Below are 15,336 nucleotides of genomic sequence, written 5' to 3'. Positions count from 1 at the left end.
CGCCGCATCGAGAGGGTCGCATGCCCGGCGGGCGCTTGCGGGCCCCTCACCTTAGGCCCCGGACCGATCCCCAACAACCGCCCCTGATCTTGGCCGGTCCGGCCGGTCGGGGCGTTCGCGTCCGCGGCGGGCCGCGCTGCGCTCCTCGGCGGCCCGGCCGAGCCGCCCGGCGACCGCCGGGCCGCCCACCACCTGATCGATGCGGGTCGGACATGCGCCAGAGCACGCAGGAATGACCAGCCCCCGGACCGGGCCAGGACCCAGGTGCCAGCCCCGTCCCCGGTCTACCAGCCGCGGCGCGCCCAGGTTGTGCGGATCCGTACAGGACGCGCGATCGGCCGAGACGGATGGGGCCAAAATTCTCCGGCGCAGACAGCCCCGCCGTACCGGAGTGGGAAGCTACCGCTGATCATCGCGTAACGCCCAGTCAGAGCCAGCCGCGCTGGGCGGCTTTGATGCCGGCTTCGAAGCGGCTGGTGGCGTTGAGGCGTTCCATGATGGAGGCCATGTGGCGGCCGACGGTGCGGGAGGAGAATCCGAGGCGCTGGCCTGCGGCGTCGTCGGTGAGGCCGGTGCCGAGGAGGCTCAGGAGTTCGCGTTCGGTGGTGGTGAGGCCGGTGGCGGGGTCCTGGGGGGTGGTGGTGCCGAGGGGGACGGCGGTGTTCCAGGCTTGGTCGAACAGGTCGGTCAGAGAGTGGAGGAGGCCGGGTTCGGTGACGTATAGGGCGCCTTTTCGGTTGTCTCCGGGGTCGATGGGGACGAGGGCTTCGCGGCGGTCGACGATGACGATGCGCTGGGGGACGGTGGGGGAGGTGCGCACTTCGCCGCTGTGGCTGTGCAGCCAGTGGGCGTAGGTAACGGTGTGGGGCTGGTGGCGGGTGGAGTCCTGGTAGAGGGTGCGGATGGCGATGCCGCGGGCGAGCGCCGCGGCGTCGTTGGGCTGGGAGGCGTCGAGGTCCTCGGGGCGCTGGTTGCCGGGTTGGATCCTGATGACTTCGCGGGTGGTGTCGCGGCCCATGCGTTCCAGGCGGTGCAAGATGGCGTCCATGCCGAGCAGCCGCTCTCCGTGCCCGGCGCGGTCGGCGACCATGCGGGTGACGGCGGCGCGGGAGGCGGCCAGGGTGGCCTGGCGTTCGGCGAGTTCGGCTTCCTGGCGGGCCAGCAGGTCGGCGAGGCCGATGGCGGGGTCGACGGCGCGCATCCGGCCGGGGTGTTCGGCGGAGGCGCGCACCAGCATGAGGTTGCCGAGTTCGTCCAGGCTATCGTGCACCTCGTTCTCGCCGATTTCGCAGTGGGCGGCGATCTCGGCGATGCCGTCGGCGGGTCGGTCGAGCAAGTGCCCGGTAGACCCGGCCGGCCGTGGCCGTGAGTCCCAGAGCCTCCAGCATGGTCCCCCCTCATGTGGTGGTTCACGGGTGATGTCGTGTGCGGTGGCATACGAAGCGTCACGCATCCTGGCAGACCAGCCCGTTCGATCACAAGATCGATTCTGTGCCCTATGGGGCATCCGCAGGCCTATGCCCGAAGAGTGCCCGCCTCAATTCATGATGTGGACATGGCGTCGTGTCTGGTGTCGGACAGTCCGGTTGGCGACATCCGGAACCCCTTCCGGCGGGGTTCCGGAGCGGCGAAAGTAGAGCTCGCCGCCAGGGAGAACGACAACCGGGCGGCGACCGGGAGAGGGTCGACCGCGGGACTCCTCCACCGGACCGGCCACCCGATCCCCCGTCACGTCCGAAGGAAGACCACCATGACCAGCACCCACATCGCCAAGACCGCCGCGGTCCTCGCCGTCTCGCTCGGCGCCCTGCTCCTGACCCCGGTGGCCGCCTCCGCCACCGACACGGCCGCGGTCCCCACCACCCCCGCCCCGCCCGCCACCGTCACCACCGACAGCCTGGGCTGGGGCGGCTGACCGCGGATGGACGTCGTCTACGCCTCGCTGCACCGCAAGGACACCGCCGGCCGGCCCCGAGACGGGGAAGCGGAAGAGATCCAGGCGGTCCTGTGGGCGCACGCCCAGCCCACCGACGCCGTCCAACACATCACCGTCCGCTGCGAGTCGGAACGGGTCGACCTGCTGCTCTACCTGCTGACCCGCCCCACCACCGACGCCGCACCCGCCACCGGGCACCCCGCAGCCCCGGCTGAAGCCGGAGCGAAGGATCCGCTGGCCGTCGCACACAGCCTGATCACCCGCAGCCACCGGGCATCGCCGATGCTGCAACGGCGCTACCAGCCGCCGACCCCGCCCACTGCGTGCTGACCTCCCGTTCCACACCACCCGCGGCCGCATTCCAGGGGCCCGCACACCGTTCTTCCCGGCGCCGCCGTACCACCGTCCTTCCGACGGACACCCGCTGCCCGCTTGAACCCCGCCCCACCGGCCCGTGCCGACCCCGGCTGCCGACCACGCAGCGCCCGGTGTTCACGCTCCGGCTGTTCCTGCAGGGCAGCCGTCCGCCGACACCCCCGCCCCGCCCGCCACCGTCACCACCGACAGCCTTGGCTGGGGCGGCTGACCGCGGATGGACGTCGTCTACGCCTCACTGCACCGCAAAGACACCACCCCACACACCCCAGCCAGCAAGGCGGACGAGGTGCTGGCGCCCCTGTGGCGCATGCCCGGCCCGCCGACGCCCTCCGGCACATCACCGTCCGCTGCGAGACAGACCGGATCGACCTGCTGATCTACCGCGCCGCCCCGAACTCCCGCGCACCGACCCGCAGGCCGTCCTGCGCCAACTGCTCACCCACGCCCCGCATGCCTCGCCACCGCTGCGCCGGCGCTACCTCCGAGACACCGACAGACACCCGCTCTCGCCCTGAACCGATCTCCCCCGGCGACACGCCGCCCCGGTGCGCAACCGCCGCGGCCCACGTGCTGCGCCGGCCACCGGCATACAGGCGCCCGGGCCCTCGGCCGTCTCGCGGCCCTACAGCCCCCTGCGTCACCTGCCCGCCGCCCACCAGCGTCTGCTGGGCCGCCGCCATCCCACAACGCCCGCCCGGGTGCCCTGACCGCTGTTCCTGCAGGACAGCCGTCCACCAGCACCACCGAGCCTTCTCGCGTGCCCGGCACGCCACATCGCCACCCGAACCTTTCCGAGGAGAACTCCGCCATGCCTTCCTCCCGCAGCTCCAAGCTCGTTGGCGTCGCCCTGGCCGCCGCGATCGCCGCCTCCGGCGCCGTCGCCACCACGGCGCTCACGGTAGCCACCGCGGCCACCGCCCAGGCCGCGTCCTCGGTCGGCGGCCAGATCACCCGCTCCGAGGTCCTGGCCCGCGCCAAGTCCTGGGTGGACCAAACCGTCCCGTACTCCCAGGTCAGCTATCACACCGACGGCAGCGGCACCCTGTACCGGCAGGACTGCTCCGGCTTCGTCTCCATGGCCTGGCACATCAACACCTCCGGCACCAACAGCGGCTTCACCACCAACTCCGCCGTCAACTACTCCACCCGGCTCGCCGGCCTGGACAGCCTCAAGCCCGGCGACACCCTCAACAACATCAACACCCACATGGTGCTGTTCGTCGGCTGGAACGACTCGGGCCACACCTCCGCCACCATCTACGAGGAACCCACCTCCGACTCCACCGCCCGCTCCCGCGTCATGACCCGCTCCGATATGACCAGCGGCGGCTTCCTCCCCTACCGCTACAACAACATCGTCGACGACCCGTCCGCTCGGGTGTACAGCGGTGATGTGCCGGTGTCGGGGAAGTGGGGCGGGTCGGCGTCGACGATCGGCGTGTTCCGGGACGGTGTGTGGGCGCTGCGGAACTCGAACTCGGCGGGCAGCGCGGACGTGGTCGCGGGGTTCGGTAAGGCCGGCGACGTGCCGATCACGGGGGACTGGGACGGGTTGGGGCACGACCAGCTCGGTGTCTACCGGCCCAGCACCCGCGAGTTCGTGCTGCGGCACGACGACGCGAGCTCGGACTCGCTGGTGTTCGGCAACGCCGGGGACGTGCCGGTGCCGGGGATGTGGGACCACAACGGCCATGCCCAGATGGCGGTCTACCGGCCCAGCACCGCGACGTTCACTGTCCGCCACGACGACGGCACTACCACCAGCGCTTCTCTGGGCAACCCGGGCGACACCCCGATCGTCTGCGACTGGGACGGCGTGGGCCACACCCAGATGGGCGTCTTCCGCGCCGGCACCAACCCGGGCGACGCCAACACCTTCGCCCTGCGCCACGACGACGGCACCGTGACCACCGCCACCTACGGCGAGAAGGGCGACCTGCCCGTCGTCGGCGACTGGAGTGCCAAGGGCCGCACCACCTTCGGCGTCTACCGGCCCGGCACCGCGACCTTCGCCCTCTCCAACGCCTACACGTCCACCGCCGACTACGTCTTCAAGTTCGGCAACGGCGGCACCTGGTCCTGACCCCGCCACACCCGGCACCCCAGCACCTGGCCGAGCAGCAGCGCGACCAGGTGCTGGGCCGCCTCACCCACCCCGACACCCCGGAGCTCGCCGCCCGGAGCATCCTCCAGGCCCACGTCCATGACCTCTGACCGGGCGCCGGGGCCGTGATCCCGGTGACGGACAAACCGGGAGGACAAGGCCCTTGACCAGGGCAATTCGGGCGGGACAACCCGCGGGACAACATGCTGGTCAAGGGGTCGGGCCCGTGCGGAGCGGGAGGCGAAGCGGGAGTAGGCGCAGCGGGAGCGGCGCCGTCCGGCCTGCACCCGCTGCAAGACGGCGTTCTCGGACGAGCGGGGGGCCGGGCAGGAGCGGGCCGACACCTGGGGCGACGACGGGCTGTGCGCCGGCTGCCGCGAGGACGTGGCCGAGCAGTGGGCGCGGGAGGCCGCCGAGCGTGAGCGCATCTAGTTCCGCACACCCCGAGCACCGACCGGACGGCAGGCCGATGCCCGAGCCCCGATCACTGCCAGCGCATGCTGAGCTCCGTGAGACGCTTGGCGCGGGCGGTGAGGATGGTGTTTCGGCGGTTGCGGCTGATGGCGATGAACAGGCCGAGGCTGATCTCGATGGTGGTGCCATTGGCAAGCAGCTCGTGCTGGAGCTGTCCGGAATCGCGTTCTGCGACTCGATGGGCCTGCACGCCCTGATCACCGCCTGCCTGACCACCGGCACTGGCAGCATCCCCGCAGAACTCGCCGCACCCCCCGCCATCATCACACCCGTTTCCGACTCCGGAGGCACCGCCCGCGATGACCGACGCCACCCGCTCCGGCCCCGACCCCGCCGCGCCCGTCCCGCTGGCCCTGTCCGACATCCGCACTCGGTTGCAGCCCGCCGATCGGGATCTGGGCCGGGCGATTCTCGACTCGCCGCTGGTGCGCGGGGCGATCTGGCTGCGCTGGTCCGGCCGCGACGGCATCCGCACCCTGTACCACGGCGCCGGCCTCGCCCGCGGCTGGGTCGAGAAGGACGTCGACGGCCTCATCGGTTGGGCCGCCCTGGTCGACGGACGGCTCGTCGCCACCCCGGGCAGCGACGGCCGCACCCAGCCGGTTGTGCACGCCGAGTCCTGGGAGGCCGGAGCCACGCTCCACGCCGCCCTCGCCCAGCACCCCGCCCACCCGGACGACGACCAGAGCACGGACGAGGACGAGAGCGGCGACCCCGAGGACGGCCTGCGCGGCGAGAAGGCGCACCCGGATCCGCCGCCGGGCCGCCGGCCTCACCCTGGCTGCCATCGACCAGGCCCTCAACGATGCCCACGCCGACCTGCGCACCGCCGACCGGTACGCCGACGCCGGAGACGAGAGCGCCTTCGCCCGCGCCGCGGCCGCCTACGAGGAGTGGCAGCGCATCCGCGCCGAGACCGCCGCCCAGGGCGGAGCCTACGACCGGGACCGGGACCTCGGCCTGCAGCGGGCCCAGACCGCGGCCGGGCACCGGCGCGACGTCGCGCAGTGTGCGGCCGAGGCCGCCCACGACGCCCGGCAGCACACCGACACCGCGCACCGCCGCCTTGCGGGCGCTGCCGCCGACCCGCTGTACACCGCCCTCGCCCGCGCCGGGCTGTACACGCTGACCGACGACGACCACCAGGCGGTGCGCGAGCTCACCCGCCACCTCGATGCGGCGACCGTCCGGCAGGTCGTCGGCTGGCTGGAGCGCACCCGTGCAGGCGCCCACGCCCCGGCCCCCGACCGGACGAGGCCCACCCGGCCCGTCGTGCGCCGCAGCGGCCTCTGATCCGCCGCCCGACTGGGCAGAGCAACAACAGGCAGGCCCCGGACACCGCGTCCGAGGCCTGCCTGTTGTTGTCCTCGGCGACTGCCAGGGTTTGGGTGCTAGCAGGCGCCGTCGGCCGGGTCGGTGCTCTGCCCGCGGGCACTGGTGTGCGGGCGGAGCGCTCCGAATCCTGTCACGTCGGGGAGGGCGTCCTGCTGGTGCCATGTCGGCCACCGGTTCGGGTTTGGGTCCGATGTCAGGGTCAGGGCGTGGTCGGGTCCCAGGGGTGGTCGGGATGGTCGAGCCAGACGGTGCGGGTGCCGGCGGTGCTGACGGTGAGTCCGAACCGCTCGTAGCCGGGCCGGCCGGCCTTGTCCCAGGTGTCGTGGGCGGTGCGGATCTCCTCCCACAGTCGGCGGGGCCCGCTCTGCCGGACCTCGAACTCGCCCCGGCCGGGGACGGAGTCGACCGTCGCCCAGGACGTCACCGCGGTGTCGAAGAACCACCACGTGACCGTGTCCCCGTACGGGGCGCGACGGTAGTACACGTCCGGGAGGGCGGCGCCGACGGCGAACTGGGCCAGCCAGGAGCTTCCGATGTCCTCCGGGTCGAGGCCGGTGAGCGACGCCTTCGCGTCGCCGGGCCACTGGCCGGGGAGGTAGGCGTCCACCGGCGGTGCCTGGTAGCGCTGCTGACGCATCCGCATGAAGTCGGCGGCACCGGTGAACCGGCCGTTCGCGCAGCGCCCGTCGGCGGCGACCTGGAGGCGGGCGGTGGCGCCGCCGCCGAACAGCGTGGCGGCGGGGGCGACGATGACGCCGCCCGGCGCGCTCTGTTCGACCCAGCCGAGGGGGACGTCGCTCAGCAGGGTGGAACAGGTGGCGATCAGCCGGTCGGCCGGCCCGCTCGGCCCGAGTGCGGGGTCGGCGCCGTCCCCGGTCACCACCTGCACCCCGTCCAGGCCCGCGGCGGCCAAGTTCTTGCGCGCGAGGCCGGCGACGGCCTCGTCGATCTCGACGCTCACCACTTTCTCCGCGCCCAGGCGGTGCGCCAGCAGCGCGGCGTTGAAGCCCGGCCCGGTACCGACTTCCCGCACCCGGTGTCCGTCCTCGACCGCGAGGTCGGCGAGCATCCGCGCCACCATCGTCGGCATGCTCAGACTCGACGTGAAGTCCTGCTGCCCGCCGGCCTCGTCGCCGTCGTCCCACTGCGTGATGGCCGCCGTGTTCCGGTAGGCGCCGGCCAGCCACTCCTGCGGGTCCGTGCCCCGGTCGCGCCGCACCGCACTGCCGTCGACGAACTCCCAGTACACCGGCGGCAGGAACAGATGCCGGGCAACGGCCTCGAACGCCCCGCGCCACCCGGCCTCCAGCACGCCCGCGCCCGCCAGTCGACCGGCCAGCGCTGCCCGGGCGCCCGCCGCCAAGTCGCCGCTCACTTCTTGTGCTTCGGATCAGGAGCGGGCCCCTGGCCGTCCGGGCTCGGCTTCGGCCCGATCGTCGGACCCCCCCGGCTTCGCATGCGCCCCGCCCCCGCCGTCCTGCGCCCCACCCTGGTTTTGGTCACCCATCGTTAATAACCTCCCACTCAACGGGGTCATCATCGTGGCGTGCGTTCCGTGGCCGCCGCAAGACCCGCATCGCGCGTCTGCTCCCGCGTTCCGCCGCCGCGGTGCGGCACGCCGGAACCCCACGCGGTGTCGCAGCCCGCTGCCGGTCTCCTGGCAGAGCGTGCCCGGGGCCGGACGAGGATCCCGATTCGTCCACGCCGGCGGTGCCGCCTGCCCGAGACTGGCCTGTGCCCCGAGACGCGAAGGAGACGTTGGTGAGTGACTGGCTGGTGTACGAGAGTGGCGAGTGGACCGCCCTGCCCAAGGACCCCGTTCCCGATGACGGCAGCGGTGACTGGTACGCCATGCTGAAGAAGGCCGGGTTCGAACGGTGGACCAGTTCCTGCCTGCGCGCAGGCGAGTGGACCGGAGAGGAGCTGCTGCTCGAGATGACGGTTTATCACCGCTACGGCACAATACCCCACTTCGCGATTGACCTGTACGGCAATGAGGACACCAGTATCCTCACCGCCTACGCCGCCGAGCTGCCCGACGTGATGGACCTGATCGCCCGCTGGGCGCCGGCCGTGCAAGCTCTCGCCGCGGCCGCCCACGGACCCCGCCCTCGGAACGGCCAGGGATGAGCGCTCGCGGGCTTACCGCAGGGGGACTGGTACTCGCGGCCATCGCCGTGTTCTGGTGGGCTGTCAACGTCCCTTACACGGTCGCCGGATTGACCGCGCTCAGCACCCCGTGGCCGATCAGCTGCGCGGCCGCGATTGTCCTGCCGACGGCCGGGCTCTCCTGCGCGCAGCTGTTGCAGCGCCTTGACCTCAGGGGCGTCAACACCGCCGGGAGCCGCTTCTTCACCGTCCTGCTGCTGTTCGTGATGGCCTTCGGGTGCGCGGGAGTGTCCTACCCGGTCGACAACCCGGGCCATCTGTCCTGGTACCTGACCGCCTTCATCGCCGTGGCCGATGTGCTGGTCGCCTACGGGTTCCCCCGCCTGATCATCGCGCTCGCCCACGCGAAGTCCGAGCGGGCCGCGGCGGCCGCGTAGGCCAGCCCGGTCAGGTGCCGACGGTGGGCTGGTTGGCGGGAAGCGGCGGGCGAGGTCACGCCCTCCAGCTCGGGTGTCTCCGGTCCGGTCTGCCTCGCCTCGCCCGTCCCGGCCCGGCCTGGCGGGCTCCGTCCCGTCTCGTCCGGCCCCGGCCGGCCTGGTGTGTGACCTTACGGTGTTTCGGGGGCTGGTTTCGTCGTCTGGTGGACCATTTCGAGTGGGTGGGCGGGTGTTGTTCGGCGACCTGGCGGTGCTCCGGGTCTGGTGGGTTTTGGTGACTTTGGGTGGTCGTTTGTCCCGGCCGGGCGGGGCCCGCCGGGGCGCGGGGCCGTTTTCGGGGTGTTGCGGTGATTTGACGGCCCGTCGGAAATGCTGCTGGGTTCCGTCCTGCTTTTTCCTTGCAGGTTCGGTCTGGATTGCGGCTGGTCGGGGTCGTTTTGGCGGGGCGTGTATTCGCGTGTCGGGTTTGCCGGGGGATTGGCGCGGTGGTGTGCTCGGGCCCTGGGCCGTGCGGGGCGGTGGTGGCCGGGCTGCTTTCCGCCGCGGGGAGCGCGGCCTGGCCGCCGTCGGCCCCGGCCCGACTTGGCCGCCGTTCGCCGGTCCCGGGTGCCTTGGCCGCCGTTCGCGGCCCGCTGCGGCTGTGCCTGGCTGCTGATCCGGCCCGTCGCGGTTTCTCGTCGTGGTGCTGTTTCCCGGGTGCGGGGGCCTGGGCCCGCCGGGAGCAGCGGGTTTGGGCGGGTGGTCGTGTCGGGTGTGGCTGGATCGCTGCTTTCCCGGGGTGGCGGGTTGTTGGTGGGGTGGTGGGTGGCCGGGCGCGTGTTCGTCGTCCCGGCTTCGTACCGGGCCCGCCGGGCCGGTGCGGCCCGCCGTACAGGAAGGCCCCACGTCCATGGCCGCCACGCCGATCGACACCACCGACGCCAGCTTCGCCGACCAGGTCCTGCACGCCGCCGGTCCGGTGCTGGTGCACTTCTGGGCCGAGTGGGCGGGCCCCTGCAAGATGATCAAGCCGGATGTCGACGCCCTAGCGGGCACCTACGAGGGCCGGCTGATCGTCGCCCGGCACAATATCGACCAGCAGCCCGCCACCCCGCCCCAGCAGAACGTCACGGCCGTCCCCACCCTGATCGTCTACAAGAAGGGCGTGGAAGTCGCCCGCAGGGCCGGAGGGCTCAGCAAGGGCCAGCTGACGGAGTTCGTCGACGCCAACCTCTGACCCGCCGCCTCTCCGCCCCGCTCCGGGCCTGTCCGCGCTGCGCCCCCTGTGTCCGAGTCGGTGCGAGCGGGCGAGGCAGGCTTCTGGCCGCGTTCTGGCCGCCGTTGCCGGGCCGGCGTGGCTGCGCCTGGTCGTCGTACTAGCCGTCATGCCGGGCTGGACTGGGGTGGTACTGCGGGGGAACGGGCCGGGGTGGTGGCGTGGTGCGGTTGTTCATCGGCTCTCGCGCCGGGCGGTGTCGTGGGCGGGTGGTGTGTCACTCGATGGGGTGGTGGTCGGGGAAACGCCGGTGCGCAGGTGGTTCGCTGGGACCTCGCAGTGGTTGCCGAGAGAGGGAGAGCACCGTGCAGGAAGAGTGGCCCGAGCTGCTGGGCAAGAGCGTCGTGGAGGCGGAGAGGGTGATCCGGGCTGCGAACTCCGGGATCACGGAGGTCGCCGTGATCGCCGATGGCGACATGGCCTCGGCGGACTACCGGGAGGACCGGGTGCGCGTGTACGTGGACGAGGCCAAGATCGTGAGCCAGGTCCCTCGCGTCGGCTGAGGCTACCGGTGGCCGTCCCCGCCCCCGGCCCGACTGCCCACACCGGCCCGGCCCCCGCGCCCTGGTTCCTCGCCTCCGGCCGGGGCGGGCCCGTCGAAGCGCGAGGTGGGCGCTGGGTGCCGCTGCGCCGGTGGAGTCGCCGTCCGCCCCGCCCCGGCCGAGGCGGGCCCGGCCTGGGGGCGGTGTGGGTGGGGGCTGTCCCAGGCGTGTCCCACGGGTGTCTCGGCATGCCGGGTATGTCCGTTTTGCTGGGACGGTCTCAGGCCGTATCCCCTGGTGGGGGCGTTTCGTGTGCGGTGCTGGGACGGTGCTGGGACTGGGCTCCGCATCCCGCCGCGCGGCCCCTCCTTCGGCTGCTGCCGTCCCGCCCGCCGCCGCCCGGCCCGCCGTCCCGCTCGGCCGCGTCCGGCCGCCTGCCCCGCCTGCCCGCCGCCTGCCCGCCGCCTGGCCCGCCGTCCCGCCGCCCGCCGCCGCTTTCGGCCCAGTGCGGCTGCGCCTGGTCGTGGTGCGGCTTCCCGGAGGGCGGGCGCCTGGGCCCCGTCTGCCGCCAGGGGCGGTTGGCCGATCGCGGGCTGCGGGCCGGGTGCTGGCCGCTGTTCTGGCCAGGTGTGGCTGCGCCTGGTCGTCGTCGTGGTCGTGGTGTTGCTTCCCGGTGCCGTCCGCCGCCGTTCGGTGCCGCCCTCCGCCGTCTGCGCCCTCCGCGCCCCGGCCCGGTCCGCCGTCCCGCCGCTGCCCCGGCCCGGCCGGCTCTGTCAGGTCCCGGCCGGTCCGCCGTCCCGCGGGGAGGCCGTCGGGGCGCCCGGGGTGAGCGTTTCGGCCGGTGGTCATGGGGGTGGTGTCCGGCCGGGGTGCATGCAGCCGCTCCTGTGGGTCATACGGGCGGTGCGGAACCCCGCGTCCAGTCCTGTGGGCGCACGCGATCCTCCGGGTCCGGGTTCCGCGTCGACGCCGTCCCTGCGGTGACCGGGCGCGCTTCGAGCACGCGGCCGGGACGAATCCCTCAGGGGCGGCGTCCGCACGCGCCCCCGGTCCCGGTGCCCGTCGCCCGCCGTCCGGCCCGCCGGCCCGCCCGGCCCGCCGTCCCGCCCCGTCCGGCCCGCCGTCCCGCCCCGTCCGGCCCGCCGTCCCGCCCCGTCCGGCCCGCCGTCCCGCCCCGTCCGGCCCGCCGGCCCGCCGGCCCGCCGGCCCGCCCGTCCCGCCCCGCCCGCCGCCTGCCGCCTGTCGTCGGCCGCCTGTCGTCGGCCGCCTGTCGTCGGCCGCCAGGGCGTCGCTGTGTCGGCGTCCGGGCCGCGCTCCCGGTACCCGGCTCGTGCCCGTCGACCGCCACCCGCCCCGGTGCCCGCCGCCGCCCCGGCGCCCTGCCGCTGCCCCGGCTCCGTCCGGCCCGCTCGGCCGCCGTCCCGCCGCCGCCCCGGTGCCCTGCCGCTGCCCCGGCTCCGTCCGGCCCGCTCGGCCGCCGTCCCGCCGACGTCCCCGGGGCCGCTGCCGCCGGGGGTGGTTGGCCGGCCGCCGGCCCCGGGCCGCGTCCTGGCCGCCGTGCTTCTGTCCAGGCGTCCGGCGGTGCGCCCGGTGCGGTGGTGGACGGCCGTGTCCGCTGGTGGCGGGGTTCGTTGACCGGGTGTCGGTATGTGTGCGATGCGAGGAGGCGCGGTGGTTCCGCAAGAGCTGAAGTACACCGAGGAGCACGAGTGGGTGCGGGTGGTCTCAGGCAGCAGGGTGCGGGTCGGGCTGACCGACTTCGCCCAGAACCAGCTCGGGGACATCGTCTTCGTCACCCTCCCCAAGATCGGGGACGCCCTCGCGGCGGGGGAGAGCCTGGGGGAGGTGGAGTCCACGAAGTCGGTCTCCGACATCTACGCCCCGCTCGCGGGGAAGGTCGCCGCGGTCAACGAGGATCTCGAGGCCGAGCCGGCGCTGGTCAACAGCGGCCCCTACGACGACGGCTGGCTCGTGGAGCTGGACCTGGCCGACGTGGGCGGCCTCGACGGGCTCCTCGACGCCGCGAAGTACAGCGACCTGATCACCATGGGCTGACCCGGCGGTCGGCCGGGGCCCGGTACTCCTGCGGCCCCGGCCGGTTTGCCGGGTCCGGCCGGACGCCGACGGAGCCGGGCTGCGGCTACCCGCCCGGCACCGCCTGCGGCGATTCGGGACACCAGCCCGGCCGCGGGAACCCGTAGAGGAACACGAAGGAGTGGCTGTGGCCATCAAGATCACCGAGGATTGCATCAACTGCGGCGCGTGCGAGCCGGAGTGCCCGAACGACGCGATCACCGGCGGCGGCGAGATCTATGTGATCAACCCCGACTCCTGCTCGGAGTGTGTGGGCTTCTACGACACTATCCCGTGCCAGGCGGTCTGTCCGGTTGAATGCTGCCTGCCTGACCCGGGGCGGGTGGAGAGCGAGGACGTCCTGCTCAAGCGCAGCCTGAGCCTCCACCCTGACGACGACGAACTGCGGCGCAAGGCGGCCGCCGGCCACTACCCCAGCCACTTCCGCAAGTAGATCACCCAGCACGTCCGAAACCCGGCCCGCCCCGGTCCGCCGCCGCTCGGTCGCCGTCCGGCCGCTGCCCGGTCCGGTCCGGCCCGGCCGGTCCGGGTTGTCCCACGGTTGTCCCAGGCGTGTCCCACCGATGTCTCAGCACGCCGGGTATGTCCGTTTTGCTGGGACGGTCTCAGGCCGTTTTCCCTGGTGGGAGTGTTTCGCGTGCGGGGCTGGGACGGGGCTGGGACACGGCCCCGCCCGGCCGCCGGTGACCCGTCTCATCGAAGCTTGACGCGTTTCAACGAAGCTTGACCGCTGCCCGGTACCGCGTTCGACGGACCGCTCTTCGCGGGAAGATGGTGCACGCGACTGCGGCCAGAAGCAGTGCTACCGGAGTCGCCAAGGCGGCGGTCCAGGCCATGAAGCCCTTACTGGGAACTATGTAGGAGCCCCACGGTGTCTTCGCCGCAGCGACTTGCTCGCCCGGACGGCCGTCGTGGCGCAGCGAGACGTGGGAGCCGTCGGCGAGGACGCCCTCGCACTGGGTGTAGTCGTTGCGGCCAGCATGCCTGGTTTCACATGCCGATACCGTCACCAACTCCAGCGGCCCTCGCGGCGCGACCAGGGACAGCCCAATTACGAAGGCGGCGGCGGCCGCGCCCGTACACAACACCGCCAGCACCACCCACAACACGGCCGCCCACCGTCTACCCGCCCCGCCCGAAACCGTCACAACGCGAAAGCTACCTACCGGGAAGCCGGGCTACAGCGACGGGGCGGCCACACGACGCGTTCCTCGCCGCCCAACTAGTCTTCGGTCAAACTTCGCTGAGACTCGTCAAACTTCGTTGAGACGGGTCAGCCGGTGACCTTCGACAGGTGACCTTGATCGTTTGCCAGGTGAGTTTGACCGGTGCTCGTTTCCTGCTATTTGACCTTGATGGGGAGCAGTTGGGGCACGGGTGCCGGGGCCGTCGGGGAGCGACCTGTTGTTGTGTGCGAGTGCCCAGTTGGAGGGGTCCGGGACGGCGTAGAGTGCGCGGTCGTCAGGGTTCTTGCGGGCTTGGGGGTGTGGTGTTCGGCTGGTGGAAGCGGGCGTTGTGGTGGCGTGCTGTCGTCGTGGTGGCGGGCGCGGTGTGGGCGCTGCTGGGAGACGCGCCTCTTTGGCAGCGGTTGGTGCTGGCGGCGCTCGTGGTGGGCGGCGCGGTCGATCTGCTTCTGGCCTTGATCGAACGGTTCGGGCCGCGGCACCGAAATCGCGCTGAGCAGCCGAAGACCGTGCAGCGGTAGACATCGGCCGGACCCCGGCCACGAATCCAGAAGGCTGGGGCGGCGACTTGCCCTGACACCGGTCAAGATCGCTTGTCAATCGGTCAAGGCCGCCTGTCAAAGGTCTGTCTCTCCTGCCCCCTGGCCCGGCGGGCCGCCTGCCATCCCCGCCCCGGGCCGCCGGCCGTTCCCGCCCGGGGCCGCCGCCGCCGAGCTGCCGCCGCGTTGACGGTGTGCCGGGTGCGGTGTCGGGCAGCTGCTCCTGGCCGCCGTCCCCGGGGCCGCTGCCGCCCGCCGCTGCCCGCTGCCACGGCCCCGTCTGCCGTCCCGGGCCGGTACCGCCCACCATTGGCCCGTACCGGCCGGCCACCGTCCCGCTGCCGGGCCGTCAGGCCCCGCGCCCCCCGGCCCCCTCGCCGCCTGCCGTCGACCGCCCCGCCGCCTGCCGTCGACCGCCGCCCGCCGCCACGGCACGCCCGCCGTCCCGCTGCGGGGTCGTCAGGCCCCGGCCCCCCGCACGCCCGCCGGTGCGGCCGTCAGGCCGGCACCCCCGCGCGGCCGTAGGCCGCCCGCTCGACCGGGAGGACCAGGAGCAGGAGCTGGAGGACCAGGTGGTGGAGGAGTTGGAGGAGCTGGGGGACCAGGTGGTGGTGGTGCCCGGCTGCGCCCCGTCCCGCTGGCCGCCCCGTCCCGCTGGCCGCCCTGCCCGGCGTCCCGCCCTGCCCGGCGTCCCGCCCCGCCGGGCCTGCTCCCTCCCGGCCCCGTGCCGTCCCGTGCCGTCCCGTGCCGTCCCGTGCCGTCCCGTGCCGTCCCGCTGGCCGCCCTGCCCGGCCCCGTGCCGTCCCGTGCGGCGTTGTGGGGGGTTTCGGGGACCGGCCCCGGATTCCACTGTCCGCGCCGCTCCTGGATTTCGTTGACTTGCCGCCGGGCCGGGTGGTGCTGCGCCCGTGTGCGGTGTTCTGCGGTGTTCTCCGGCGGTCCTGGATTTCACGGCGTGGGGCGGCGGCGGATGGCGCTTTTTCCGGTGCCGGTCGTTCCGTCCGCCGGG

The 15,336-nt window shown here is 73.3% G+C and carries 14 protein-coding genes; 11 read left to right on the top strand and 3 right to left on the bottom strand.

What is annotated here, in order from left to right; genetic code table 11:
• Window positions 1-427 precede the first annotated feature (427 nt).
• On the bottom strand, window positions 428-1,336 hold the full coding sequence (locus K353_RS30635) for a LuxR C-terminal-related transcriptional regulator (RefSeq protein WP_233533936.1): 909 nt from the start codon (window positions 1,334-1,336) through the stop codon (window positions 428-430).
• Between the two features lie 414 nt (window positions 1,337-1,750).
• Between K353_RS30635 and K353_RS34585 the strand changes: the two genes are divergently transcribed.
• The 3 genes from K353_RS34585 (at window position 1,751) to K353_RS30620 (ending at window position 4,397) form a co-directional block, all read left to right on the top strand.
• Window positions 1,751-1,915: a hypothetical protein gene (locus tag K353_RS34585; protein ID WP_158585524.1), complete on the top strand. Its 165-nt coding sequence runs from the start codon at window positions 1,751-1,753 to the stop codon at window positions 1,913-1,915.
• 6 nt (window positions 1,916-1,921) lie between these two features.
• Entirely contained in the window at window positions 1,922-2,266 is a 345-nt protein-coding gene (locus tag K353_RS30630) for a hypothetical protein (protein ID WP_111556766.1), read from the top strand.
• 856 nt (window positions 2,267-3,122) lie between these two features.
• On the top strand, window positions 3,123-4,397 hold the full coding sequence (locus tag K353_RS30620; RefSeq protein WP_111556764.1) for a hypothetical protein: 1,275 nt from the start codon (window positions 3,123-3,125) through the stop codon (window positions 4,395-4,397).
• Window positions 4,398-4,902: 505 nt separating this feature from the next.
• Here K353_RS30620 and K353_RS34065 read toward each other — a convergent pair.
• Entirely contained in the window at window positions 4,903-5,205 is a 303-nt protein-coding gene (locus tag K353_RS34065) for a hypothetical protein (protein WP_146616614.1), read from the bottom strand.
• A 290-nt stretch (window positions 5,206-5,495) separates the two neighbouring features.
• Between K353_RS34065 and K353_RS30610 the strand changes: the two genes are divergently transcribed.
• Window positions 5,496-6,185 carry a hypothetical protein gene (locus tag K353_RS30610; protein WP_111556762.1) on the top strand — a complete coding sequence of 230 codons (690 nt, stop codon included), beginning with the start codon at window positions 5,496-5,498 and terminating at the stop codon, window positions 6,183-6,185.
• A 241-nt stretch (window positions 6,186-6,426) separates the two neighbouring features.
• Here the strand turns inward: K353_RS30610 and K353_RS30605 are convergent, their stop codons facing one another.
• Window positions 6,427-7,602, bottom strand: coding sequence for a methyltransferase domain-containing protein (locus K353_RS30605; RefSeq protein ID WP_233533935.1), 1,176 nt, complete (start codon window positions 7,600-7,602; stop codon window positions 6,427-6,429).
• Between the two features lie 386 nt (window positions 7,603-7,988).
• Here K353_RS30605 and K353_RS30600 point away from each other — a divergent pair, with 386 nt between their 5' ends.
• The 7 genes from K353_RS30600 (at window position 7,989) to K353_RS34060 (ending at window position 14,309) form a co-directional block, all read left to right on the top strand.
• On the top strand, window positions 7,989-8,357 hold the full coding sequence (locus K353_RS30600) for a hypothetical protein (RefSeq protein ID WP_111556760.1): 369 nt from the start codon (window positions 7,989-7,991) through the stop codon (window positions 8,355-8,357).
• 89 nt (window positions 8,358-8,446) lie between these two features.
• Entirely contained in the window at window positions 8,447-8,773 is a 327-nt protein-coding gene (locus tag K353_RS30595) for a hypothetical protein (RefSeq protein ID WP_146616613.1), read from the top strand.
• A gap of 889 nt (window positions 8,774-9,662) precedes the next feature.
• A complete protein-coding gene (locus K353_RS30590) occupies window positions 9,663-9,989 on the top strand; it encodes a co-chaperone YbbN (RefSeq protein WP_111556758.1) in 327 nt (108 codons plus the stop codon).
• 344 nt (window positions 9,990-10,333) lie between these two features.
• Complete coding sequence (locus tag K353_RS34580; RefSeq protein ID WP_158585523.1) at window positions 10,334-10,531, top strand: serine protease inhibitor; 198 nt, start codon at window positions 10,334-10,336, stop codon at window positions 10,529-10,531.
• Window positions 10,532-12,166: 1,635 nt separating this feature from the next.
• Complete coding sequence (gcvH, locus tag K353_RS30580) at window positions 12,167-12,565, top strand: glycine cleavage system protein GcvH (RefSeq protein ID WP_111556756.1); 399 nt, start codon at window positions 12,167-12,169, stop codon at window positions 12,563-12,565.
• Between the two features lie 166 nt (window positions 12,566-12,731).
• Entirely contained in the window at window positions 12,732-13,037 is a 306-nt protein-coding gene (locus K353_RS30575; RefSeq protein ID WP_111556755.1) for a YfhL family 4Fe-4S dicluster ferredoxin, read from the top strand.
• A 1,053-nt stretch (window positions 13,038-14,090) separates the two neighbouring features.
• Complete coding sequence (locus K353_RS34060; protein WP_146616595.1) at window positions 14,091-14,309, top strand: hypothetical protein; 219 nt, start codon at window positions 14,091-14,093, stop codon at window positions 14,307-14,309.
• Window positions 14,310-15,336 lie beyond the last annotated feature (1,027 nt).

Source organism: Kitasatospora sp. SolWspMP-SS2h (assembly GCF_003259315.1).
GTDB lineage: Bacteria > Actinomycetota > Actinomycetes > Streptomycetales > Streptomycetaceae > Kitasatospora > Kitasatospora fiedleri.
This window is presented reverse-complemented; position numbering and strand designations above follow the sequence as displayed.